Origin of the sequence: Primorskyibacter flagellatus (assembly GCF_048268605.1) — a bacterium.
GTDB lineage: Bacteria > Pseudomonadota > Alphaproteobacteria > Rhodobacterales > Rhodobacteraceae > Primorskyibacter > Primorskyibacter flagellatus.
Map to the genome: position 1 here is coordinate 1 of NZ_JBLWVF010000023.1, position 22,699 is coordinate 22,699.

Consider the following 22,699-nt stretch of genomic DNA (forward strand, 5'->3'; position numbering starts at 1 on the left):
TGGTCCTCGCAAATGCCTTACTGCGCGATCAACGAAAATGGACAGAAAGCATGGCTTGACCAAGACGGATACTCCTCCGTCATCCGCGCCAGCTCACGCTTGAGCCGGCGGTTCTCAGCTTCATGGTCCACAGATGACGCATGTGACGCGGCCGTTGCGTACAACTTCATCCATTTGTAAAGCGAGTGGGTGCTGACGCCTAAGCGCTCTGAAACCTCACGAACTGGATATCCACGTACCGTGATCTGATGCACTGCGTCGCGCTTGAAATCCTCACTGAAATTTGGCTTCCCCATTATGGCATCCTTGCCTCAAAATTAGGGAAAAAAGCGTCTACAATACGAGGGGCTATTCAGGCTCCTTGGTGTGAAAATTCGACACCAGCGTGGGAAACCCTATGAAGAAGGCTTCCGTTCTGCTGCGCGTCGCAAAAAAGCGCGCGGCAAAACGGAAGCCAAGATCGGGAGAGCGACGAGAGGGGTGGCCCTTTCGTCAAAATTCTGGAACGGTATCCACGCAGCCATTATGCCGCGCGCGACTGTCCGCAAATACGGGACCGAATGCCAGGTGCTGCAGCCGTCGGCGCAACCACTAATCAGGAACTACGAGGCGGCGCAGGACAGCGTGGGTGAATGGTTCGGCGAAATCGGTCTCGTGCGTGGCGAACGGCGCAAGCAGGCAATCCGCGACGCGCTCAACGATGGGAGGACGCCCCCAATCAACCCGCGCCACGTTCGCCCGGCGGAATGGCGGGCGAAGGAAGAGCGACGCCTCGCCGAAAAAGCCGCTGAAGTTGAGGTGCGCGAGCGCGCCGTCGCCGAGCGGGAAGAGGATGCCGCGACGGTCCTGGCCTTCGCCGATGCGGTGTCGTCGGGCAAGATCTATACGGACGGGCGCGCGGTTAAAACCACCGACGCTGGCGCGAAACCTCCATCACCATTGCTGCTTCGAAAAGCCTCCCGCAGCTTTGCCGCTGCGAGGAAGGCCTTCCGGGCCGCTGCGAAGCGACTGCGCGCAAGCGCCGAAGCCAAGGCCCGGCGTGAGGTGCAGGAACGGGTCGCGGCCGAAATCGCCGAGATCAAGGCAGCCGATGACATCATCGTCGAAATCGGGAAAATGCTGCCCGCCGGACTGCGAGCCAAGATCGCAAATGTGCGAAAAGCGCTCATCGCGCGCATCATGTCACTCGACCCGGCGGCGAAAGGTCGACACACGCAGCCGTCGCCGCGAACGGACGGACCGCACCAGTATCAAAACTCATCTGAATGAATGTCCGAGAACGGCCGCACCGAACTGCACGCCGTCACCGGCCCCGGCGACACGCGCTGGAAGGTGCCGGGTGTGCTCGACTGGTCGACCGGTATCTACAATCCTCGCGTGGACGTCACGAAGGAGACGACGACGCTCTACGCCTCGGACCGCGACGTCTTCCTGTTTCTCGTCGACGACCTCAATCCGATCGAGGCGGGGCTGCTGCCCGATGGCTCACCCGACCTCTATTTCCGGGGGTTCTATTGCTGGAACTCGGAGGTGGGCGCCAAGACGCTCGGCATCGCCAGCTTCTACCTGCGCGCGGTCTGCCAGAACCGCAACCTGTGGGGCGTCGAGGACTTCCAGGAGATCACGATCCGGCATTCAAAGTACGCCGCTTCGCGCTTCGCGCAGGAGGCTGCCCCGGCGCTGAGCCGCTTTGCCGAGTCCTCGCCCACACCCTTCATCGACGGCATTCGTGCGGCGCGGGAGAAGATCGTCGCGCGATCGGACGATGACCGTCAGGACTTCCTCCGGAAGCGCGGATTCTCGAAGGCGGAAACGGGGCGGATCGTCGAGACGGTCCTGGCCGAGGAAGGCCGCCCGCCCGAGAGCGTCTTCGACTTCGTGCAAGGGATCACCGCGGTGGCTCGGTCGAAGCCGCAGCAGGACGCGCGGTTGATGATGGAGGGGAAGGCGAAAGTTCTTCTCGAGAAGGTTGCGCAGACCGTCAACTGAAAAAGATACAGACGGCAATACGTGTTTATCCGATCTGCTTCACTAAGTATCCTGTCATCGAGAGGCCGAGGCAAACAAGCATTGCTATGTAACTGATCCGCCAAATAATATCGACCATTTCGACCATCCAACGATACGGAACATAATCTATTCCGAGCCAAATTATGAGACAAACAACTGCGCACCCCAGAAAGCTCAGGAAAAACCGTTTTGAAACTACCGAGAGGCGATCAGCCTGAAGGTCTCGGTACATCATGGAAGCGACGAAGGAGGCTGGCACAGCAATTGCGAAACCAGTAATATAGGCCATTGCGTGCCAACTGGGGTTCGCCAGCATTGTATTTTCCGACCCCAAAAGAGACAAGTTCGCATCTAAATATATGAAGGCGGCAGATGGAACCATTGCAAGAAGGGTTTCCACCATGCTCTTCAGAAGCTTTAATATGATCTCAGGCATTATGCAGGGCTCTTACTTTTCTGAGAAAATTGGTGCGGCGAGTGTCGAAACCCGATTGTTCGCGCTGTCATTGAAACCAAAAGCCACATCTGCCATGCTCCAATTAGTCCCTTCCGCGGCATTAACAAAGAACGAAATATATCCCGAAGTCGAGCCTCCCGACTCAATCGGACCCGCTAACTTTAACGTCAATCCTTCCGGATAGGACGTGTTGAGAGCCTCCGCTACTGCCCCATCTCCATCCGGTTCTTGAAATACCGTGACAGTCATCGCAGACGGATCACCAGCATCATAACCGTCGACTCTTTCGATATCATAGGCCAAAGCCGCTAAGTAAGAAGACTCCGTTTCAGGATTGATTGAGTAATTGGCCGTTAGTCGCAGCATGGTTTTTTCTGCTGTATCTGCGCTAGATGGAAATAGAATTTCATATTCGAGTGCTATCGGAGACAGTGAGGCTTCTTGGCTCTCGGCCGTGTCGGTCCGGGGCGCAGGCGTTACTCGTCCATTTAGACCTTTGCATCCGTTGGCAACTTGCGCCTCTGAATACGTCAACTCCCGCGGTGTTCCCAAGAAATCTGCGATCAGCGAGCTGCCTTTATTGCCATAAGTAAGGCAACCCGAAATGGGCACTGGAAGGACGTCATCACGCATGCGTGGATATTGCTTTGATTGTGAGTTCGGTGTGATCCATTGATCAAATGTCGGCACATGCCAAACCACATGTAATTCTTTACCAGTTTGATTTGTAACTTGTACCCAGAACTGTCGTTTTCCGTTAGACCCTCTTGTAGCTGTTGAGTCCGTCGTGAAATCGAAAGCTGGTGGACTGTGATACTGGGGGTGCGGGATGCCGCTGAAATCCACATTGCTGGGATCTGCTGACGCAATTCCCGATAGAGTGATGGCTACAATTGATGCAACCCCGAGGTTGCTCCTATTTCGATCAGAATTTTTTCGAGGGTTGCGACCAGAAGGAACATTAGAAAACATCCGCTGAAAAATATGCATAAGTGAATCCCCGTACTGCTGGGCTAGCACCCACCAAAATCAGTCTAGCACGACGGACACCTGCGGACAAAGCGGAAGCGCTACCAGCAGCGACGTCCACGTGTTTCCGAATGTGGCATTGGAACTCGCACAAAGGGACTCAATTCTTCCCTGAGCGGCATACTCCATGGATCAGCGTGCGCATCAACGACTTCAGAGTGAGAGGGGTGCCGGGTTTTCCGTGACGGGTTTGGAGGTCGGGAGAGAGGCTCCCGGCTGGCCCGTCGCGGAGAAATCCTGATGACCACGCACCAGAAGATCACCCTCATCGCCTCGCGCGACATTCCCTTCAACAAGCTGATGCTCAGCTAGTCGAACCTGCGCCACGTCAAGGCGGGCGTGTCGATCGAGGACTTGCCGAGGACATCGCGCGGCGGACGCTGCTCAGCTCATCATCGCGGGGCCGGTGCTGGACGACATCAGCACCAAATTCGGCATGTATTCGGTTCCCACCGGATGTCGGCGGCTCCGGGAACTGGAGCTTCTCGTTAACTAGCAATAAGGTTTCGCCTGAAAGAAAGGGCGCTTTGGCGGAAAACATATTCAATCGGTTCAACTGCATAGTAGTCAATCCGCAAATTTTCTTCTTCGGTCCATTAGGTCTCGAAATTTTTCGCATCCATGTCCAGCGCAAGCCGGACGTGGCGGGCGAAAAACCCGAGGCTCCGGTGACACCGCAAACGCAAAACTGGAGTATCCCAAATGAAGAAATCGCTGTCCCAGAAACCCGCCCGCAAGCCTCGCTCGTCGCAGTTCCAGATGACCCCGGCCATGGAACTTCGAATGGTGAAAGCGATGGCCTCGGTCGGCAGTCTCGCCGACAAACAGGCCCGCAAGGACGACAAAGTCCAGCGCGAGGCCCGCATGGCCATCGCCGAGACCTTCGATGCTTGGCTCGAATGGCTGGAGGAAAACGCGCCCGAACAGGTCGAGGAGATGTTCTTCGAACTCGGCTGCTTCGCCACCGCCACCAACCGCCGCCGCCTCTTCAAGCATGCCAAGACGCCCGAGGGCGTCGCACAGCGCGCACAGGAGCAGGTCGATCGCTGGAAGGCCGAGGAGGAAGCGGCCAAGGCGGCTGCGGAAGTCGAAGCCGCGCAATCCGCTGCCGACGCCGACAACTGATCACCCCGCCAACATCAGTATTCTTCGCTTGAGTCCAAAACCTGCTCCCATAACCAAAATAAAACGCAATAACAAAAGCTTAGCGCCAGATCTAATCAGTCGGGCTTTTGGCGTTCCGATTTACATCAACACCGGACCAGAAAAACCGCATCCGCACGCATAAGCGGGGATTCGCAGACAGTGGATCTGTCGCGGTTTCGTGCCGCCCCAAGTGCTCGTTTAACCCACCTTTCGTTCGAATGAGACGGAGCTTTTCCAGCCGAGTGCTGAGTGTCGGCGGCGCGGATTGTAGAAGCCGCTGATGTATTCGAAGATTGCCATCCCGGCCTGCCGCCGTGTTTCCCACGGCCTCCGCCAGATCAGTTCAGCCTTGATGGTTTTGAAGAACGTCTCGACGGCCGCATTGTCATAACAATTGCCCTTGCCGCTCATGGATGTCCTGAACCCATGCTGGCGCAGGATCTTCTGATAATCATGCAAACAGTATTCGCTGCCGCGATCGGTGTGATGGATGCAGCCCTTGGGCGGTGTCCTGAATGCGATGGCCATGTTCAGCGCCCGGAAGGGTAAGCCGCTGCTGCACTGTTGAACCCGTGTCAGTTTTCCTCCAGATCAACCCGGGCAATTGATCTCGGGAACGGTAAATGGACATCTGCATTGACAGCAGACCAACTGGTTGGTATTTTTAATTTGAGCAAGGAGACGGAAAATGCCCAGTCGGGCTGCGAAACCGAATGCGAAACCGAATGCGAAACCGAAGCGGCGACGAAGGCGCGGGGATCATAGTCGGCTTGACCTCCGCCAGTCTCGTCGCCCACACTCAGGCGGTGCTGCAGGGTGCCTTCATACTCGCCAAGGCAACCGCGAAATCGTGCGCGACAGTTTCGATCATCTCAAACGCGACATTGAACTGCTTTTCGCGACAGGAAGCAAAACGGAGCGCTCCTGATGGCTTTCAAATCCAAACCCACCATCACCGTTTTCCAACGCTCGCCCGATCGCGGGCGCGGCCTGGCGCGCGACATGCGTGTGCGTTGGGCGCTGGAGGAGGTCGGCCAGTCCTACAATGTCCGCCCGGTCTCATTTGCGGCGATGAAGGAACCCGCTCATCGGGCGATCCATCCGTTCGGTCAGATCCCAACCTGTGAGGAGGGCGGGCTTGCGCTCTTCGAAACGGGGGCGATCGTGTTCCACATCGCAAGCCGTTGTGAAGGTCTGCTCCCCTCTGAAACCAACGCGCGCGTGCGTGCAATTAACTGGATGTTTGCCGCCCTCAGCAGCGTCGAACCGGTGATCGTCGATCGGGAAGTGGTCCTCTATCGCGAACGGAACGAAAGCTGGTTCGAACAGCGCCTCCGCTTGGTCGAGGATCGAATACGCGCAAAGCTGACCGACCTGTCCCGCCGCCTTGGCAATGCCGACTGGCTGGATGGTCAGTTCAGCGCCGGCGATCTGATGACGGTTGATGTGCTGCGCCGGTTGGGTGGTTCTGGATTGCTTGAAGAATTCCCCAATCTCGCGGCGTTCGTTGCGCGTGCCGAAGCGCGGCCCGCCTTCAAGCGTGCGTTCGAGGCGCAGCACGCCTTTTTCAACGCCGGGGCCAAGGTTTGAGCGACGGCAGAGCTTGACAGAAACACTTCGACAACAGGGGAGAACGCAGAAATGGAACCGACAATCTATCTTTTCTTCAAGGGCAACTGCCTTGAGGCGATGAACCATTACGCCGAAGTTCTCGGGGGCAAGATCAGCGGCGTGTTCCGGAACGGCGATGCGCCGGACCCGGAAAGCCGCATGCCGGGCGGCGATGACATGGTCATGAACATGGCCATGTCGCTGGGCAGTGCCATCGTCATGGCCTCCGACAATACCGAAGAGATGTATGAGAAGCCGCAGGGCTTTCGCATTTCGATCGCGCCGACGTCTCGCGAGGACTTCGACCGCATTTATGGCGCGCTGGCGCAGGATGTGGAGAGCGTCGAAATGGTGCCGGACGAGACTTTCTGGGCCGAACGCTTCGCCATGTTCACCGACAGATACGGCACGCCGTGGATGCTCAACTACGAAGGCAACAAGGCATCCGCCTGAACGAAAATCCGCTTCAGGAAAGGAGGCACAATCATGTTTCGTGCTGTTCTAGTCACTGCGGCACTCGCAGTAGCATGTCCGGCATTGGCAGACAGCAAGCCGATAGGTGACCGCGTCGATGTCAACGGCATGCAGATGTACTACGAGGTTTCCGGGACCGGCGATCCGCTGATCGTCCTGCACGGTGCCTATATGAATATCCCGTCGATGGGCAAAATCATCCCGATGCTGGCAGAGTCGCATCAGGTCTATGCGCTGGAATTCCAGGGGCACGGCCGCACGACCGACATCGACCGGCCGATCACCTATCCGAACCTTGCAGGCGATGTGGCCGCCTTCATGGATGCGGTCGGAATCGAGACGGCCGATGTGTTCGGTTATTCGATGGGGGCCGCTGCCGGGCTCCGGCTGGCGCTCGATTATCCCGAAAAGGTTGATCAACTCGTCGCGGCCTCCGTCGCCTACGATTTCGACGGCTGGCAGCCCGCGTTCAAGGACTTCGTCCCGCAGATGAGTGTCGAGATGTTCCTGGAGATGCCGTTCGCCGCAGAGTACCGCGAGTTGGCCGCCGATCCCGACGGGTTTCCGGCTCTCGTCGAAAAGCTGATCGCGCTCGAACATGAGCCGATGGCCTGGGGCGAGGCGGTGGAGGCGATGGAAACACCGGTGCTGGTCATCACCGGCGATGCCGACGTCGCGACTCTGGAACACACGGTCTCGATGTTTCGCCTGCTTGGTGGCGGCGGCATGGGCAACATGGGCCAGCCGCTGCCGGAGTCCCGCCTCGCGGTGATGCCGGCGACGTCCCACACTGCGGTCATCAACCAGCCCGAGCTTCTGCACGCCTTCATCGAACCCTTCCTTCAGGGCGAGACACCGAAGGGATTCTTTGAATAGCGCGGTACCAGACCCTCTGCGGGCGCAAGCCCTGGAACACTCAACACTGAGAGGAGAACCAAATGACCGATCTCTTCACCTGCCTGTGGTACGACCACGGCGAAGCCAAGAAAGCGGCCGAATTCTACGCCGTGACATTTCCCGACAGCCACGTCGACCGGGTGAATACCGCAGCCTCCGACTATCCCGGCGGAAAGCAGGGCGATGAACCGACCGTCGAATTCACTGTTCTCGGGCGCAAATTCGTCGCCCTGAACGGCGGTCAGACTTTCACTCCGAACGAGGCCGTCAGCTTTATGGTCGTCACCGAGAACCAGGAAGAGACCGATCGCTACTGGAACGCGATTGTCAGCAATGGTGGACAGGAAAGCGCCTGCGGCTGGTGCAAGGATCGCTGGGGGCACTGGTGGCAGATCACGCCGAAACTGTTGCTCGACCTGACGACAGGGGCCGACCGCGACAAGGCCAGGCGTGCCTTCGAGGCGATGCTGACCATGCACAAGATCGACATAGCCGCGCTGGAAGCGGCGGCAAAAGGAGAATGACCTGATGGCAAAGCATTACAAGGGCGGCTGCCAATGCGGGGCCGTGACCTTCGATGTCGAACTGAACCTCGATCAGTCGATCACCTGCAACTGTTCGCGCTGCCAGCCGCTCGGCGTCGTCCTGGCCTTTGCACCGCGAGATAGCTTCGTCTTGCACTCCGGCGCGGAGAACCTGACCGAGTACCGCTTTAACAAGCACGAGATCGCGCATCTCTTCTGCAAGACCTGCGGCATCCAGAGCTTCTCCTATGGCCATATGCCGGACGGAACCAAGATTGCCGCAATCAACGTGAACGCGCTCGAAGGGATTGATCCGCGGGAACTGTCCCCGACCCATGTCGACGGGCGTTCGATGTAAACGAAACCCGAACCGGAGGTCCAAATGTCATATATAGATGGCTTCGTTATCGCGGTACCGACCGCGAACAAGCAAAAATTCATCGACCACGCCAAGCTGGGAGACAGCGTGTTCATCGACCTCGGTGCAACTCGCGTGGTCGAATGCTGGGGCGACGATGTGCAAGTCGGAAAGGTCACGGATTTCGGAAAGGCGGTTCAGGCGAAAGAGGACGAAACGGTCGTCTTTTCCTGGATCGAATGGCCCGACAAGGAAACCCGTGATGCGGCGATGAAGACGATGTTTGACTGGATGGAATATCCGGTAAAGGCCGATCCACGCATGGATCCCGAAAAGAACCCGATGCCGTTCGACGGCAAGCGGCTGATCTATGGCGGCTTCGAACCCGTGGTCGAAGTCTGAAAATGCCGAAACGGCTATCTTGCGCGTAATCGACACTGGGCCGGTGTGTGACCAGACTTTGGATGGGCATCGCTGACTGCTGATGAGTAGAACGCTGCCGTTTCCCGCCAGTGGTGAATTTTGAAACACAACCAAGGACGAAGGAAAAGAGTATGAGCACCCAGAAGGTCACGATCGACGCCACGATCGACGCACCCGTCGAACGTGTCTGGAAAGGCTACACGACGCCGGCCGACATCACGCAATGGAACTTCGCTTCCGATGATTGGTGCTGCCCGAGCGCCGAAGTCGATCTGAGGGTCGGCGGCACCTACAAGGCGCGGATGGAAGCCAAGGACGGTAGTTTCGGCTTCGATCTTGAGGCCGTCTATGAGGAGATCGAACCTCATGAAGCGCTGACGATGGCGATGAGCGATGGGCGCAAGGCCCGAACGACATTCGAGTCCGCTGGCGGGAAGACGAAAGTCACCACCACTTTCGACGCGGAAGACCAGAACTCGATCGACATGCAGCGCGATGGCTGGCAGGCGATCCTGTACAACTTCAAACGCCATGTTGAAGCGAATCCAGTCGACGACTGAGGTGCGCGGCAAGTCGATTTGTGCCACTATGACGGCTGAGTACCTCCACCATTGAGCCATGCAACGCGCAGCGCAGGAAGTGGTACCACCGGCTTGATCGTCGGGAGCCCGACCTGGGTCCATCCCTTGGCACCCCATTTTTTTGGGGACGGGCGAAAACGTATCAGGAAGGAGATCGCACCAATGTTCTTGCTCTGATGGTGTGAGATAAAGGTTTTCCGTGTCGCCATCCGATACGAAGGACGCAAAGATACGGTGCGGCTTGAAGGCCCGTCTGTCAAAATGAGCCACCTTAGCCGCGCAACTCAGCAATCCGATCCAGTTCGCGGGCCACCGTCTCGCCTGAAAAACCACGCGAGTGCTATTCAGCATGAGGAGAGCCATCGTGCGCTGGCAGTCTGATTCTTCAAATACAAATCGAAGCTATTTATCAAGATCGGCTGATCCAAGGTCATGTTGGCAAAAAGCGCACCCAAAGTTGGATGGACGTGATGTCTATGAAGCCCAGGAAGCTTTCGGCGGCCTTATCGTAGCGGGTGGCGGCCCGGCGGGCGTTCTTCAACTTGTTGCAGCACCGCTCGGTGAGATTGCGCAAGGGAGACAGAAAATGATCCAAGCCGACGTGCAGCCTGCGTGATTTGCGCATGGGAATTTGGGTGCGCAGGTCCCGCGCCTGCATCGTTTTCCGAATGCGGCCAGCATCATAACCTCTGTCTGCCAACAGGACGCTTGGCTCTGGCAGGTTGTCGGCCATGATCAGATCGAACCCAAGGTAATCGGACGTCTGGCCTGGCGTGAACTCGGTTCTCATGGACAGCCTGGTGACGCTTTCAAATAATGTCCATTCCTCGTCCGACATCTGGTCTCGTGCCAAGTTGGTCTCCATTGCAGATACCAGCTTGACTCACGATCGGTGCCCGGTGGGAATTTCTTGTGTAAAAACGGCCTAGGGCTGTCAGCTCTTGGCGGCCGGTTCGTTCTCGGGATGGTCGAAGCTTGCCCAGGGGCGCGATGTGCCGGTGGGGGGAAGGGTGTCGGGCGTTTCGTTTCGGTGGATATGGGTCTTGGCGATGAAATGTCCGGTCACGGGGGCGGTCAGGAACAGGAACACCGTGATCATCAGCTCATGGAAGGACAGATGCGCCTCGACCAGTCCGAAATAGAGCATGGAGGCAATCAGCGCGCCGCCGACGCCCAGCGTGGTCGCCTTGGTGGGCGCGTGCAGGCGCATCATCGGGTCTGGTAGTTTGATCAGGCCGAAAGACCCGACAATGCCGAAAATACCGCTGATCACCAGTCCGACGGAGATGAGAAATTCTACGATCATGTCCAGCCTCACTCGATAATGTCGCCACGCAGCATGAAGCGCGTGTAGGAAACGGTGGAAACAAAGCCGGTCATTGCGATGATCAGAGCAGCCTCGAAATACATCGTCGTGCTTTGATGGATGCCAAACAGGGTCAACAGGGCGATGGCATTGATCACCAGCGTATCCAATGCCAAGATCCGGTCGCCGACGCCGGGGGCGATGACGATGCGGTAGATGTTCATCAACAGCGCCGCACCATAGCAGGCCAGCGCGAAAAGCAGGGCATATTCGATCATTCGAAAATCTCCTTCAGGCGGCGTTCGTAACGGTCCTTGATCTGGTCCCGCACGGCGTCGGGGTCGGGTGCATCAAGGCAATGGACCAGCAAAGCCCCACCATCACCGGACAGATCGCTGGACACGGTGCCCGGTGTCAGGGTGATCGTGCCGGCCAGGACGGTGATCGCTTCGGGTGTGCGCAATTCCAGCGGGATGGTGATCCAGGCGGGGTGGGTGTTGGCGTTGGATTTGAACAGGATGATATAGGCGACCTCGATATTGGCGACGATGATGTCCCAGATCACGATGCAGACATATGCCACGATCCCGACAGGGTTGCGCAGCCGAGCGCGGTTCGGCCAATACGCGGCAGTCACGAAAGGAATTGTCAGGCCAAGGATCAGCCCCAGCAACAGATTGCCCGGTGTCAGCTTGTTGACCAGCATCTGCCAGACCACGATCAGGGTCAGCGTCAACAGCGGGTGGGGCAGGAGTTTGCGCAACATGGCTTAGTGCTCCTTTTCAGCGGCAGGGGTGTCGGTCACGCCATGTCCATCCGTGTCGCCATAGGCGTCAGCCCCGTGGCCCTTGTCGCCCTTGTCGCCGCCGATCCGGTTCGGTCCTGTCAGCACCGCCGAGATATAGCCTTGCCGTTCGTAAAGCTGCGCGGAAGTGGCGTTCAGGTAGCCCATCACCGGTCCGGCAAAAACGGACAACAGGATGATGCCGGCAAGCAAGGAGAAGGCTGCGGTAAAGGCAAGGCCCTGCTTCGGCGCGGGGGGTGTCTCTACGGGGGCATTTTCGTCGGAAGGTTCTTCGTCCGCAGGGCGGGTCTTCCAGAATACGGCGCTGCCGCCCTGCCCAAAGCCCACGATGGCCACCAAAGACGTGATCAGGATCACGGCCCAGATTGCGGCAGCGCCCGGCAGCGGCCAGACGGATTTCAGGATCAGCAGTTTGCCGACAAAGCCAGACAGGGGCGGCATGCCAACCATGGCGATGGCCGCAGCAAAAAAGAGCGCCGCGATCAGCCCTTGCTGGTGAAATGCGGGCAGCGTGGCGTAGCCGTCGGAACTGCCCTGACGCCGCTCTCGTACCATGTCCACGGTCAGGAACAGCAACGCGGTCGCCAGTGTCGAATGCAGGATGTAATACAACGTCGCCGAGGTGGTTTCGGGCGTGAAGGAGGACATGGCCACAAAGACCGTGCCCATCGACGCGATCACCGAAAACGCCGCCAGCCGTCCCAGCCTGTTGGCTCCCAGAACGCCGATCATGCCGATGATGATGGTGATCAGGGCCGCGCCCATCAGCAGCGGTGTCACAACATCCGCCGTCGCCTGCAGGTCCGGCCCGAAGATCAGCGTATAGACCCGAAGGATCGAATAGGCGCCGACCTTGGTCATCACCGCAAAAAGCGCGGTCACCGGGGCAGGGGCCTCGGCATAGGTTTCGGGCAGCCAGAAATGCAGGGGCAGAAGCGCGGCTTTGATCGCGAAGACGGTCAGCAGAAGCACCGCCCCGATGCGGATCAGCGCAATGTCGGATTCAGGGATCTCGGCGACACGCACGGCCAGATCGGCCATGTTGAGCGTGCCGGTGGTGGCGTAGATCGTACCCAAGGCGAATAGAAACAGGGTAGAGCCCAGCAGGTTGAACACCACATATTGCAGCCCCGCGCGCAGACGCCGGGTGCCGCCCGCATGGATCATCAGACCGTATGAGGCAATCAGGAGGATCTCGAAAAACACGAACAGGTTGAAGATGTCGCCGGTCAGAAAGGCACCCATGATGCCCATGACCTGAAACTGCATGAGCGCATGGAAATGGTTGCCGCGCCGGTCCCAGTCCGTGCCCGTGGCATATAGCGTGACCACAAGCGCCAGCACCGCCGTCAACAGCACCATCATGGCCGACAGACGGTCCAGCACCAGAACGATTCCGAAAGGGGCGGGCCAGTTGCCAAGGTCGTAGACCTCTATCGTGCCGCCCGAGGACTGGACCGCCAGCCCGGCAGCGATGGCGATCAGGGCAGTCAGACCGGCAATGCTGAAGATGCGTTGCAGCAGCACATGGTGGCGCATCGACATCACGATGACGGCTGCCAGAACCGCCGGCAGCACGATGGGGGCAATGATCCAATGGGTCATTCGATGGCTCCCGGCTCTGCTTCGGGGACGGGATCGGGGTCGTCCATGTCAATCTCGTCGGTGCGCGAGGACAGGTAGGCGCCAAGCGCCAGCATCACCACCACCGCCGACATCCCGAAAGAGATCACGATGGCGGTCAGAACCAGCGCCTGCGGCAGCGGATCGGTATAGCCCGTCGCGTCATCGGTCAGGATCGGCGGCATGTTCACCACCAGCCTGCCGGACGAGAACAGGAACAGGTTCACCGCGTAGGACAGCAGCGATACACCTAGGATCACCGGAAAGCTGCGCAGCCGCAGCACAAGATACATGCCCCCGGCGGTCAGAACGCCGATTGCACTGGCCATGAGAAGCTCCATCTCAGGTCTCCTTTCCGTCGGCGGGCGGGTTTTCGCGGCCCGGATTTACATCCATCGGGAAGATGTTGACCTGTTCGCCGGTACGGCGCGACATGCTCGACAGGCTGTGCAGGGCCAGCATGACGGCCCCCACGACGGTCAGGAACACACCGGTGTCAAAAGCCATGGCGGTCGCCCATTCGAACTCCTCTATCGGGGGGATGTGAATATAGCCGTAGGACGAGCTGAGGAACTGCCGACCTGCCAGCCAGGAGCCCATGCCGGTCAGCGCGGCGAGCATCACACCGGCCGCGATCACGGCATGGTAGTGAAAGCGCTGGCGCTCTTCGGCCCAGGCGAAACCGGATGCCATATACTGCATCAGCAGCGCGATGGCGACGATCAGGCCCGCGATGAAGCCGCCGCCGGGCGCGTTGTGGCCCCGCAGGAAGATATAGGCACCGACCATGATCGCAATCGGCATGATCATCCGGGTGATGACCACCATCATCAGCGGGTGGCGGTCGCCCGCCTCGTCTTCGTCAGGGCCCCAGTTGACCAGCCAGCGACCACCGGGACCACGCAGTACGCCCATCGTCAAGGCGTAGATCACCAGCGCGGCGATGCCCAGGACGATGATCTCGCCGAAAGTATCGAAACCACGGAAATCCACCAGGATCACATTGACCACATTGGTGCCGCCGCCGCCCTTGTATGAATTGGCCAGATGATAGGCAGAAATGCTCTCTGCCGCGAAGTCTCGCATCAGGATGGCGTAGGTCAGAACCGACACGGCCAGCCCGGTGCCGCCCGCGATCACCGCGTCACGGACACGGCGGGGTGCGCCGCTTTCCACAGGCGTGCGCCGGGGCAGAAAGTTCAATGCCAGCAGCAGCAGAATGATCGTGACGATCTCGACAGAGATCTGCGTCAGGGCAAGATCCGGCGCCGAGAAGTAGACAAAGGCCATCGACACGGCCAGACCGATCACACCCAGCAGAACCAGCGCCAGGATGCGGTTGCGGTGGAAGGCGATGATACATCCGGTCGAGATCACCAAAAGCACCCAGCCGATTGCCATGATCGGGTTGATCGGCAGCGCGTCACGGGTTGTAGGCCCAATCGGGCTTTCGACCCAGGCAAAGACACCGGCTGCGGTGATGGCGGCGGCGAAGATCGCCCCGTAGCGGGTGATCGACCCGTTATGCAGCGTGTCGGTCAACCAATGCGAAGACCGTGTCGCCGCGCGTGTGATGGCGTCGAAAATCACTTTCGCTTCGGGGCGCGGGGCGGCATTCCAGCCGCGCGCCAGACGGCGGTGCTGCGACAGCAGCCCCGCCCCGGCTGCGACCGCGATCACCGACATCCAGAAGGCCGGAACCAGCCCATGCCAATGCGCGATATGCGCGTGCGGATGACCACCGGTCACCGCCGCCGCCGTCACATCGACCAGCGGACCGGCGATCAGGTTCGGCATCAGACCGATCAGGACGACCAGAACCACCAGCAGGGCAGGAGCCGCCCACATGCCGAAGCCCGGATCATGCGGCTTCGCGGGATAGTCGTCGCGTTTGGGACCAAGGAAGACATGCACGATCAACCGCAGCGAATAGGCGACCGAGAATACCGCCCCGAATGTCGCAAGTGCGGGCAGGATCCACGGGTTGTTCAGCCAAGCGGTATGTGACGCCTCCTCCAGCATCATTTCCTTGGACAAAAAGCCGTTGAGCGGCGGGATGCCGGCCATCGACAGCGCCGCGATCGTCACGATGACAAACGTCACCGGCATCAGATGGCGCAGCCCGCCCAGACGTTTGATGTCGCGCGTATGCGCCTCGTGATCGACGATCCCTGCGCACATGAACAGCGATGCCTTGAAGGTGGCATGGTTGATGATGTGGAACACGGCGACCAGTGCCGCAGCCTCTGTCCCGAAGCCCAGAAGCATCGTGATCAGGCCCAGATGCGACACGGTCGAGAACGCCAGCAGCGCCTTGAGATCATCCTTGAACAGCGCGATCACCGCACCCAGCACCATGGTGATCAGGCCCGTGGTGGCGACGATATAGAACCATTCGGGCGTGCCCGACAGAACCGGCCACATCCGCGCCATCAGGAACAGGCCCGCTTTCACCATCGTGGCGGAATGCAGATAGGCCGAAACGGGCGTCGGTGCGGCCATCGCATGCGGCAGCCAGAAGTGGAACGGGAACTGCGCGGATTTGGTGAAACAGCCGATCAGGATCAGGATCAGCGCGGGCAGGTAGTAGGGGCTGGCCTGGATCAGCTCCTTGTTTTGCAGGATCACCGACAGATCGAAGCTGCCGACGATCTGGCCCAGGATCAGCATGCCTGCAATCATCGCCAGCCCGCCAAGCCCGGTGACGGTCAATGCCATGCGCGCGCCCTGACGGCCCTCGGGCAGATGCTTCCAATAGCCAATCAGCAGGAAGGACGACAGCGATGTAAGCTCCCAGAAAACCAGCAAAAGCAGTATGTTGTCGGACAGAACAATGCCGACCATCGCGCCCTGAAACAGCAGCAGATAGGTGTAGAACTGACCCATCGGGTCTTCGCGCGACAGGTAGAAACGGGCGTAGAGGATGATCAGCATCCCGATGCCAAGGATCAACCCGGCAAACAGCAGGCCCAACCCGTCGAGCATGAAATTGACGTTCAGCCCAAGCGCCGGCAGCCATTCGAGCTGGAATTGCAGAACCTCGCCGCGCATCACCGCAGGGGCTGACAGCATCAGCAGGATGAAGGCAAGCGCGCTGGCCATGAATGTGTAGGTGGCACAGGCCGTGCGTCCTGCATGGATCATCACGCCCGGTATCAGGGCTCCGACAAATGGCAAGGCGGCAATGATGGGAAGATAAATGCCGCCGGTGTCCATTCAGCCTGTCCTTTCAGTCGTCGTTTCGTCTTTCCCGAAGCTTACCTGCCCGCTTTCATACCGCGGCCGGTTCGATTCTGGCCCGGATGTTTCCGGGAAATTTCATGGCAACCTCTGCTGCCCGGTCTGGGTCGAGGTCCGCCGCGCGCCCCTCTATGTGTTCTGCGCCAGCGTCGCCGCATCTCGGGCGCTTTTGGCCTGGGTGTGGTGAACCATAGCGGTTACCCGCTCTTGTGGCCCAAGCGCCGTTTCCGCGCCGCGTCCCATACGCTTGTTCAGCAACGACACCTTTGGCGCAAGACCCTTTTCTGCGGCTAACGCGCAGGTGATGTCCACCTCCTTGCGCAACAGCGACAATTTGAAGCCGGTCGTAAATGCGCTACCACGTTGGCGGTCGTTGATCCGCCCACGACGCCAAGTCCCATGAACGCGATCGGCATTCTGTCCCTTTCACCCACCTTCCTGTCCATCCGCAATGCAACACGCCAACGGATGCGGCGTCAAGCAGTTGAAACCGTGCAATTGATGCCGGAACGCCGTGTCATCGGGCATTCAGCCAGACGGAGATCGCAAACGGTTTTGTGCGTCAAAATGTTCCACCACCAGATCGGGGCGCCTGCTTTCGCGGATCACTGTCCGCGCATTGGGCAGATCATTGCCTTCCATTTTCGTAATCAACTCGTCCCCTTGTAGCGCACCCCAGCGTTCTGCCAGCCGTCTTTCCAGCTCTGCAAAGGGCACCTCCAGAAAGACGGTCAGGTCAAACTGCGCGGCCAGCTCGTCCCATGGCGCTTGGTTCAGGAGAAGATAATTTCCCTCAACGATGACGTGGCGCACCGATTGCGGGATCAGCCGGGCACCCGCGCGGGCGATCTCGATAGAGCGGTCAAAGACCGGAACGGCGATTTCCGGATCGCAATTCGCCCGCATCCGCGACAGCATATGCGCAAACCCGGCCACATCGAACGTGTGCGGCGCGCCTTTTCGCGGACGCCAGCCACGGGCGTTCAGAACGGTGTCATCATAGTGGTAGCCATCCATCGGCAGAACGGCGGCGCTTCCCGGCACCTCGTCGTTCAGCGCCTCTGCCAGCTTATCTGCCAAAGTCGACTTGCCTGATCCCGGCGCGCCCGCGATCGCCGTCAGGTATCTTTCGGTGCCGGGCTGCGCGCGCAGTTTTTTGCAAAGCGCGTCGATGGTGATTGTCTGTGGCATGACGGGCCTCCGGTGGGCGGATTGCAATGCGTCGGTGCAGCATGGGTGCATCTCGTGCAGGTCGCAAGCGGATCCGTGCCCGAAGCGTTCCTATGGCCACAGGCCCTTTCATCAACATCCGCCAGTCACGTCCTGCGATGTCGGGATAACGACGCAAACGGGAACTTGGGCTCAGGGCTTCAGCGTCAGATCGGGCGCGCCGGTCAGCCAGGCATGTCCGTTCGCCGGAAGGCTCAGCGACGATCCGTCAAGCTTGGCGGTTGAGGGCCCGACGAGTTCAGCAGCGCCGACCTCCAGCCTCTGCGGTTTCGGCGACAGGTTGAAGATGCAGGTCAGCGTCTGGCCATTGGCCTCTCGTGTGAAGGCAAGGATCGGTTCGGGCAGATCGATGAACCGCGTCTTGCCCGAGGCCAGCGCAGGGTTGGCCTTGCGCCACGCGATGATCTGTCGGTAGCCGTGCAACACACTGTCGTTTTGCGCCTCTTGTGCGCTGACCGCGCGGGCCAGATGCGGTTCCTTGACCGGCAGCCATGGCTTGGCAGCGGAAAACCCGCCATTGGTGGCCTCGGCGTCCCAAACCATCGGGGTGCGGCAGCCGTCGCGCCCCTTGTTTTCGGGCCAGAAACGCAGGCCGGGCGGGTCGGTCAACTCGCTGTATTCCAGCTCTGCTTGCGGCAAGCCCAGTTCCTCGCCCTGATAGATGCCGATGGTGCCTTCGAAGCTGAACAGCAAGGCCGCCATCTGGCGGGCCAGTGTATCCTGATCCAGCGCGTGTTTCGCCCAGCGGGTCACATGGCGGGGCACATCGTGGTTGGAAAAGGACCAGGACGGCCAGCCATCCGGCGCGCCTTTCTGGAAGCCTTCGATGGTACGGCGGAAATGCGCGGCGGTGAAGGTGGGGCCCAGCATTTCGAAGCTGTAGCACATGTGCAGCCTGTCGGTGCTGCGCGTGTAATCGGCCATGATGTCAATGGCTGTCTGGCCGCCGTCACCGACCTCTCCGACCATCATGCGGGCGTCGAATTCATCCGTCAGGGCGCGCAAGCGCTTGAGAAAGGCGATATTCTCGGGGCGGTTCTTGGAATAGATATGCTGCTGCATCCCGTAGGTGTCGGTCGCCATTTCCTGATGCCCGTCCGGATTGGGCGGGTTGTCGCGCAATTGCTGATCGTGGAAATAGTAGTTCACCGTATCAAGGCGGAAGCCGTCAACGCCCCGCTCCAGCCAGAAGCGCATCGTGTCCAGCAGCGCGTCCTGCACGGCGGGCGTGTGCATGTTCAGGTCCGGCTGCTCGATCAGAAAGTTGTGGAGGTAGTATTGCCTGCGGCGCGGCTCCCATTCCCATGCCGGGCCGCCGAAAACCGAGGGCCAGTTGTTGGGCGGGGTGCCGTCAGGGTTCGGATCGGCCCAGACATACCAGTCGGCCTTGGCGTTGTTCCGGTCGGCGCGGCTTTCGGCGAACCATTCATGCTTGTCCGACGTGTGGCTGATGACCTGATCGATGATGACCTTCAGGCCAAGCTCATGCGCGCGGTCTATCAGCGCATCGAAATCCGCAAGACTGCCGAATAACGGGTCGATGTCGGTATAGTCCGACACGTCATAACCCATATCCTTCATCGGCGAGGTGAAGATCGGACTAAGCCAGATTGCATCCGCGCCCAGCCCCGCGATGTGATCCAGCCGCGAAGTGATTCCGGGAAGGTCTCCGATGCCGTTCCCCGTGGCATCCTGATAGGACCGGGGATAGACCTGATAGACAATTGCGCCACGCCACCATTCAGCCATCAGAAAAACTCCTTGTGGATCGCGAGGGTTTCGCGCTCGGTGCAAGTGTCGCTGCGCGATTCGTCCATGTTAGCGATACCAGTGATCGCCTTGAAGCGCATAACGGCGCGACATCGGCATGCGCGAGCATCCGGTCGGGAAAGGCCGGTTCCGGTTCCGCAATCAAAGGCTCTCTATGCGATAATCAAACGCGGCGCTTGCGCTTTATGCTTGTACCGAGTGCCGTATGCCGGTTTCGCTGACGTGCAAATCAGTGGTCGCTGTAGACAACTGACCCGTAGAGGCTAAGGTTTCGCAAGGGATTTCATGATCAGGGAGGATAACATGAGACGGAATTTTCTGACGACGGCCATTGCGGCCACGGTAATCGGTCTTGCGGGCACAACAGCCACGCTTGCCCAGGAATACACCTTCAAGCTGCACCATTTTCTGGGTGCCAAGGCCCCGGCGCAGACCCAGATGCTGGAGCCTTGGATAAAACAGGTCGAGGAAAACTCTGGCGGCCGGGTGAAGATCGAGATCTTTCCCGCGATGTCGCTTGGCGGCAAACCGCCAGAGCTGGTTCAGCAGGCCCGCGACGGCGTCGTGGATCTGGTCTGGACGGTCAACGGTTACACGCCGGGCCTGTTCACCCGCACCGAGGTGTTTGAGCTTCCGGGCGTCTATACGAATGACACCGTGGCCACCAACCTGGCCATGTACGATATGTTCGAGGATGACCTGAAAGAGGAATACAAGGGCCTGGAGGTCATGTGGCTGCATGTCCATGCCGGGCAGGCGATGATGATGGTGGATAAAGAAGTCCGCAGCCCGGCCGATCTGGAGGGGCTGAAGATGCGTATCCCGACGCGCACCGGCGCGTGGGTGATCGAGGCTCTGGGTGCGTCTCCACTGGCGACACCGGTGCCAGAGGTGCCGACGGCGCTGTCCAAGAAGGTGATCGACGGCACGCTTCTGCCATGGGAGATCATCCCGCCGCTGAAGCTTCAGAACCAGATCGAGTATTTCATCGAAGGCCATGAAAAGACCCGTCTGGGCACGACCACGTTCCAGGTGTCGATGAATGGCGAACGCTGGAACGGCTTGCCCGACGACATCAAGAAAGCGTTCAGCGACGCGTCGGGCCGTGACTGGTGGGGACAGGTCGGCGAATACTGGCGTGCCTCGGATGATTTCGGCATTAGCCTGGCCGAGAAAGCCGGCAAGCAGCATGTCACGCTGACCGAAGAAGAAACCGACGCCTTCATGTCGCAGCTTGAACCGGTCGTTCAGAAATGGGTCGATGATGTTACCTCCAAGGGCATCGACGGCGCGGATCTGGTGGAAAAGGCGCGTAGCCTGTCCAAGCAGAATGCGATGTAATCCGCATGGCTGACATGCACCTCGCGTCGGGAACGGGGCCTTCGGGCCTCGTTTCGCGTCTGATCACGGGCTGGGCGCTGCTGGGCGGTCTTGTCCTGCTGGCAGTCGTTCTGATGAACACATGGTCGGTGATCGGCAATCAGTTCGGCACGCCGTTCCCCGGCGATTTCGAGATGACAGAGGTTGGCATCTGCGTCGCCGCCTTTGCTTTTCTGCCCTATTGCCAACTGTCCGGCGCGAATGTGACCGCCGACATCTTCACCAGCGGGGCAAGCCCGTTCTGGCTGGCGATTTTCTCGCTTGCGGCATCCGTGGTCGCGCTGGCGTTCTCGGCGCTGTTGCTGTGGCGGATGTATGCCGGGTTGCTTGATCAGAAGAATTACGAATACACGACGGCGATCCTGCAATTCCCGCATTGGCTGGCATTTATCCCGATCCTCATTTCGCTGGCGCTTCTGGCGGTGGCCTCGATCATGACACTCGCCGCTTCGGCGCGACAACTCTGAAGGCGGCGACATGGATGCATTGATGATCGGGTTTCTGGGCCTCGGCGTGCTGGTTCTGCTGATCGGCCTGCGCATGCCGATCGCCTATTCGATGATTCTGGTGGGCGGGGTGGGCGTGACCATCCTGAACGGCCCGTCGATCTTTTTCTCGCAGCTCAAGACCTTGGCTTATGGCCAGTTCTCCATCTATGATCTGTCGGTCGTGCCGATGTTCGTGTTGATGGGCAACTTCTCGACCAAGGCGGGACTGAGCCGTGCGCTGTTCCGTGCAGCCTCTGTCTGGCTGGGCTGGATGCGCGGCGGGGTGGCGATGGCGGCCATTGCGGCCTGTGCGGGCTTCGGCGCGGTTTGCGGCTCGTCGCTGGCCACCGCGTCCACCATGGGGCAGGTCGCCCTGCCAGAGCTGAAACGCTACAACTATTCCAACGCGCTCGGCACCGGAACGCTGGCGGCAGGCGGTGTGCTGGGCATCCTGATCCCGCCCTCGGTGGTGCTGGTCATCTATGCGGTGATCGTCGAGGCGAATATCGTCACCATGTTCATGGCGGCGATGATCCCCGGCATTATCGCGGTGCTGCTGTTTCTTGTGACCATCGCCATTTATGTGCGCATCAACCCCAATGCCGGGCCTGCGGGCGAATTGGCGGACCGGGCAGAGTTCATCTCGTCGTTGGTTGATGTTATCCCGGTCGTGCTGGTTTTCGGACTGGTGATCGGCGGCATCTATGGCGGGTTCTTCAACCCCACGCCCGCGGCGGCAGTGGGCTGCGTGCTGGTCTGGCTGTACGGTGCCGCGCGCGGTTTCATCAAGGTGAAGGAAACACGCGACGCGCTGCTGGAAACCGCCAAGACCACCGGCATGATCTACCTGATCCTGTTGGGCGCGGAGATGCTCAAGATCTTCATGTCGCGCGGCGGCGTCCCGCAAGCGGTGGCAGAGTGGATGGCCAATTCTGGCTTGGCCCCGATGATGATCCTGGTGATCCTGCTGGCGGCCCTGATCTTTCTGGGCATGCTGATGGACAGCCTGTCGATGATCCTTCTGGCCATTCCGTTCTTCTGGCCGGTGCTGGTGGAAATCAACGGCGGCGATTTCGTCACGGCAGCCGAGGCGGGCTTTGGCATGACCTCCGATGATCTCAAGGTCTGGTTCGGGGTCCTGGCGTTGATTGTGGTGGAGTTGGGGCTGATCACGCCCCCTGTGGGCATGAACGTCTTTGTCATATCCGCCATCGCCAAGGACGTGCCCATGCGCGAGACGTTCGCCGGCGTGATGCCCTTCTTTCTGGCAGAGCTGGTGCGCGTCGCAATCCTGTTGGCTTTCCCGGCGCTGACGCTCTGGCTGCCAACCTATCTCGGAGGATAACC

The 22,699-nt window shown here is 59.6% G+C and carries 22 protein-coding genes and 4 pseudogenes; 13 read left to right on the plus strand and 13 right to left on the minus strand.

All coding sequences use genetic code 11. The annotated features are described in order from the left end of the window. Nucleotides 1-71: 71 nt before the first annotated feature. Nucleotides 72-296: pseudogene (locus ACN0WV_RS17155) on the minus strand (transposase); the annotation flags it as partial. A 70-nt stretch (nucleotides 297-366) separates the two neighbouring features. On the opposite strand from ACN0WV_RS17155, the gene ACN0WV_RS17160 reads away from it, so the two are divergent. After that, nucleotides 367-1,269, plus strand: coding sequence for a hypothetical protein (locus ACN0WV_RS17160; RefSeq protein ID WP_417607402.1), 903 nt, complete (start codon nucleotides 367-369; stop codon nucleotides 1,267-1,269). A 3-nt stretch (nucleotides 1,270-1,272) separates the two neighbouring features. After that, nucleotides 1,273-1,989, plus strand: a pseudogene (locus ACN0WV_RS17165) (DUF932 domain-containing protein); the annotation flags it as partial. A 25-nt stretch (nucleotides 1,990-2,014) separates the two neighbouring features. Here ACN0WV_RS17165 and ACN0WV_RS17170 read toward each other — a convergent pair. Next, nucleotides 2,015-2,446 carry a hypothetical protein gene (locus tag ACN0WV_RS17170; protein ID WP_417607404.1) on the minus strand — a complete coding sequence of 144 codons (432 nt, stop codon included), beginning with the start codon at nucleotides 2,444-2,446 and terminating at the stop codon, nucleotides 2,015-2,017. Nucleotides 2,447-2,458: 12 nt separating this feature from the next. Then, nucleotides 2,459-3,457: a hypothetical protein gene (locus ACN0WV_RS17175; protein WP_417607406.1), complete on the minus strand. Its 999-nt coding sequence runs from the start codon at nucleotides 3,455-3,457 to the stop codon at nucleotides 2,459-2,461. A gap of 741 nt (nucleotides 3,458-4,198) precedes the next feature. Between ACN0WV_RS17175 and ACN0WV_RS17180 the strand changes: the two genes are divergently transcribed. Further along, nucleotides 4,199-4,621, plus strand: a complete 423-nt coding sequence (locus ACN0WV_RS17180) for a hypothetical protein (RefSeq protein ID WP_417607408.1) — start codon at nucleotides 4,199-4,201, stop codon at nucleotides 4,619-4,621. Nucleotides 4,622-4,840: 219 nt separating this feature from the next. Here ACN0WV_RS17180 and ACN0WV_RS17185 read toward each other — a convergent pair. Then, a pseudogene (locus ACN0WV_RS17185) lies at nucleotides 4,841-5,191 on the minus strand (DDE-type integrase/transposase/recombinase); the annotation flags it as partial. 378 nt (nucleotides 5,192-5,569) lie between these two features. Between ACN0WV_RS17185 and ACN0WV_RS17190 the strand changes: the two are divergent. From ACN0WV_RS17190 to ACN0WV_RS17220, 7 genes are all read left to right on the plus strand, one after another. Further along, nucleotides 5,570-6,232 (plus strand): glutathione S-transferase family protein, encoded by a 663-nt coding sequence (locus ACN0WV_RS17190; RefSeq protein ID WP_417607409.1) that lies wholly within the window; start codon nucleotides 5,570-5,572, stop codon nucleotides 6,230-6,232. 51 nt (nucleotides 6,233-6,283) lie between these two features. Next, nucleotides 6,284-6,706, plus strand: coding sequence for a VOC family protein (locus tag ACN0WV_RS17195; protein ID WP_417607410.1), 423 nt, complete (start codon nucleotides 6,284-6,286; stop codon nucleotides 6,704-6,706). 33 nt (nucleotides 6,707-6,739) lie between these two features. Next, nucleotides 6,740-7,603 carry an alpha/beta fold hydrolase gene (locus ACN0WV_RS17200; RefSeq protein WP_417607412.1) on the plus strand — a complete coding sequence of 288 codons (864 nt, stop codon included), beginning with the start codon at nucleotides 6,740-6,742 and terminating at the stop codon, nucleotides 7,601-7,603. Nucleotides 7,604-7,665: 62 nt separating this feature from the next. Further along, the gene (locus ACN0WV_RS17205) at nucleotides 7,666-8,148 is read left to right on the plus strand and encodes a VOC family protein (RefSeq protein ID WP_417607413.1); all 483 of its coding nucleotides are present in this window, start codon (nucleotides 7,666-7,668) and stop codon (nucleotides 8,146-8,148) included. Nucleotides 8,149-8,152: 4 nt separating this feature from the next. Then, nucleotides 8,153-8,506, plus strand: coding sequence for a GFA family protein (locus ACN0WV_RS17210; protein ID WP_417607415.1), 354 nt, complete (start codon nucleotides 8,153-8,155; stop codon nucleotides 8,504-8,506). Between the two features lie 24 nt (nucleotides 8,507-8,530). Next, nucleotides 8,531-8,908: a DUF1428 domain-containing protein gene (locus tag ACN0WV_RS17215; protein WP_417607416.1), complete on the plus strand. Its 378-nt coding sequence runs from the start codon at nucleotides 8,531-8,533 to the stop codon at nucleotides 8,906-8,908. Between the two features lie 152 nt (nucleotides 8,909-9,060). Then, nucleotides 9,061-9,489 (plus strand): SRPBCC family protein, encoded by a 429-nt coding sequence (locus ACN0WV_RS17220; protein ID WP_417607418.1) that lies wholly within the window; start codon nucleotides 9,061-9,063, stop codon nucleotides 9,487-9,489. 451 nt (nucleotides 9,490-9,940) lie between these two features. Here ACN0WV_RS17220 and ACN0WV_RS17225 read toward each other — a convergent pair. The 9 genes and pseudogenes from ACN0WV_RS17225 to ACN0WV_RS17265 form a co-directional block, all read right to left on the minus strand. Continuing rightward, nucleotides 9,941-10,306: pseudogene (locus tag ACN0WV_RS17225) on the minus strand (transposase); the annotation flags it as partial. Nucleotides 10,307-10,444: 138 nt separating this feature from the next. After that, nucleotides 10,445-10,816, minus strand: a complete 372-nt coding sequence (locus tag ACN0WV_RS17230; RefSeq protein WP_417607420.1) for a Na+/H+ antiporter subunit G — start codon at nucleotides 10,814-10,816, stop codon at nucleotides 10,445-10,447. An 8-nt stretch (nucleotides 10,817-10,824) separates the two neighbouring features. Then, complete coding sequence (locus ACN0WV_RS17235) at nucleotides 10,825-11,094, minus strand: K+/H+ antiporter subunit F (protein WP_084353267.1); 270 nt, start codon at nucleotides 11,092-11,094, stop codon at nucleotides 10,825-10,827. Beyond that, entirely contained in the window at nucleotides 11,091-11,582 is a 492-nt protein-coding gene (locus tag ACN0WV_RS17240; protein ID WP_084353266.1) for a Na+/H+ antiporter subunit E, read from the minus strand. Before ACN0WV_RS17240 ends, ACN0WV_RS17235 begins: the two co-directional genes overlap by 4 nt. 3 nt (nucleotides 11,583-11,585) lie before the next feature. After that, nucleotides 11,586-13,226: a monovalent cation/H+ antiporter subunit D gene (locus ACN0WV_RS17245; RefSeq protein ID WP_417607422.1), complete on the minus strand. Its 1,641-nt coding sequence runs from the start codon at nucleotides 13,224-13,226 to the stop codon at nucleotides 11,586-11,588. Beyond that, a complete protein-coding gene (locus ACN0WV_RS17250; RefSeq protein ID WP_084353264.1) occupies nucleotides 13,223-13,585 on the minus strand; it encodes a Na+/H+ antiporter subunit C in 363 nt (120 codons plus the stop codon). Before ACN0WV_RS17250 ends, ACN0WV_RS17245 begins: the two co-directional genes overlap by 4 nt. A 1-nt stretch (nucleotide 13,586) precedes the next feature. Further along, entirely contained in the window at nucleotides 13,587-16,445 is a 2,859-nt protein-coding gene (locus ACN0WV_RS17255; protein WP_417607473.1) for a monovalent cation/H+ antiporter subunit A, read from the minus strand. A 567-nt stretch (nucleotides 16,446-17,012) separates the two neighbouring features. Beyond that, nucleotides 17,013-17,675, minus strand: a complete 663-nt coding sequence (locus ACN0WV_RS17260) for a nucleoside/nucleotide kinase family protein (RefSeq protein WP_417607424.1) — start codon at nucleotides 17,673-17,675, stop codon at nucleotides 17,013-17,015. Nucleotides 17,676-17,846: 171 nt separating this feature from the next. Beyond that, nucleotides 17,847-19,463 (minus strand): alpha-glucosidase family protein, encoded by a 1,617-nt coding sequence (locus ACN0WV_RS17265; protein ID WP_417607426.1) that lies wholly within the window; start codon nucleotides 19,461-19,463, stop codon nucleotides 17,847-17,849. A gap of 324 nt (nucleotides 19,464-19,787) precedes the next feature. On the opposite strand from ACN0WV_RS17265, the gene ACN0WV_RS17270 reads away from it, so the two are divergent. Genes ACN0WV_RS17270 through ACN0WV_RS17280 form a run of 3 tightly spaced genes read left to right on the plus strand, consistent with a single transcriptional unit; the run spans nucleotide 19,788 to nucleotide 22,697 of the window. Then, complete coding sequence (locus tag ACN0WV_RS17270) at nucleotides 19,788-20,825, plus strand: TRAP transporter substrate-binding protein (RefSeq protein ID WP_417607427.1); 1,038 nt, start codon at nucleotides 19,788-19,790, stop codon at nucleotides 20,823-20,825. A gap of 5 nt (nucleotides 20,826-20,830) precedes the next feature. Next, nucleotides 20,831-21,331: a TRAP transporter small permease gene (locus ACN0WV_RS17275; protein ID WP_084353260.1), complete on the plus strand. Its 501-nt coding sequence runs from the start codon at nucleotides 20,831-20,833 to the stop codon at nucleotides 21,329-21,331. Between the two features lie 10 nt (nucleotides 21,332-21,341). Further along, on the plus strand, nucleotides 21,342-22,697 hold the full coding sequence (locus tag ACN0WV_RS17280; protein WP_417607429.1) for a TRAP transporter large permease: 1,356 nt from the start codon (nucleotides 21,342-21,344) through the stop codon (nucleotides 22,695-22,697). Nucleotides 22,698-22,699 lie beyond the last annotated feature (2 nt).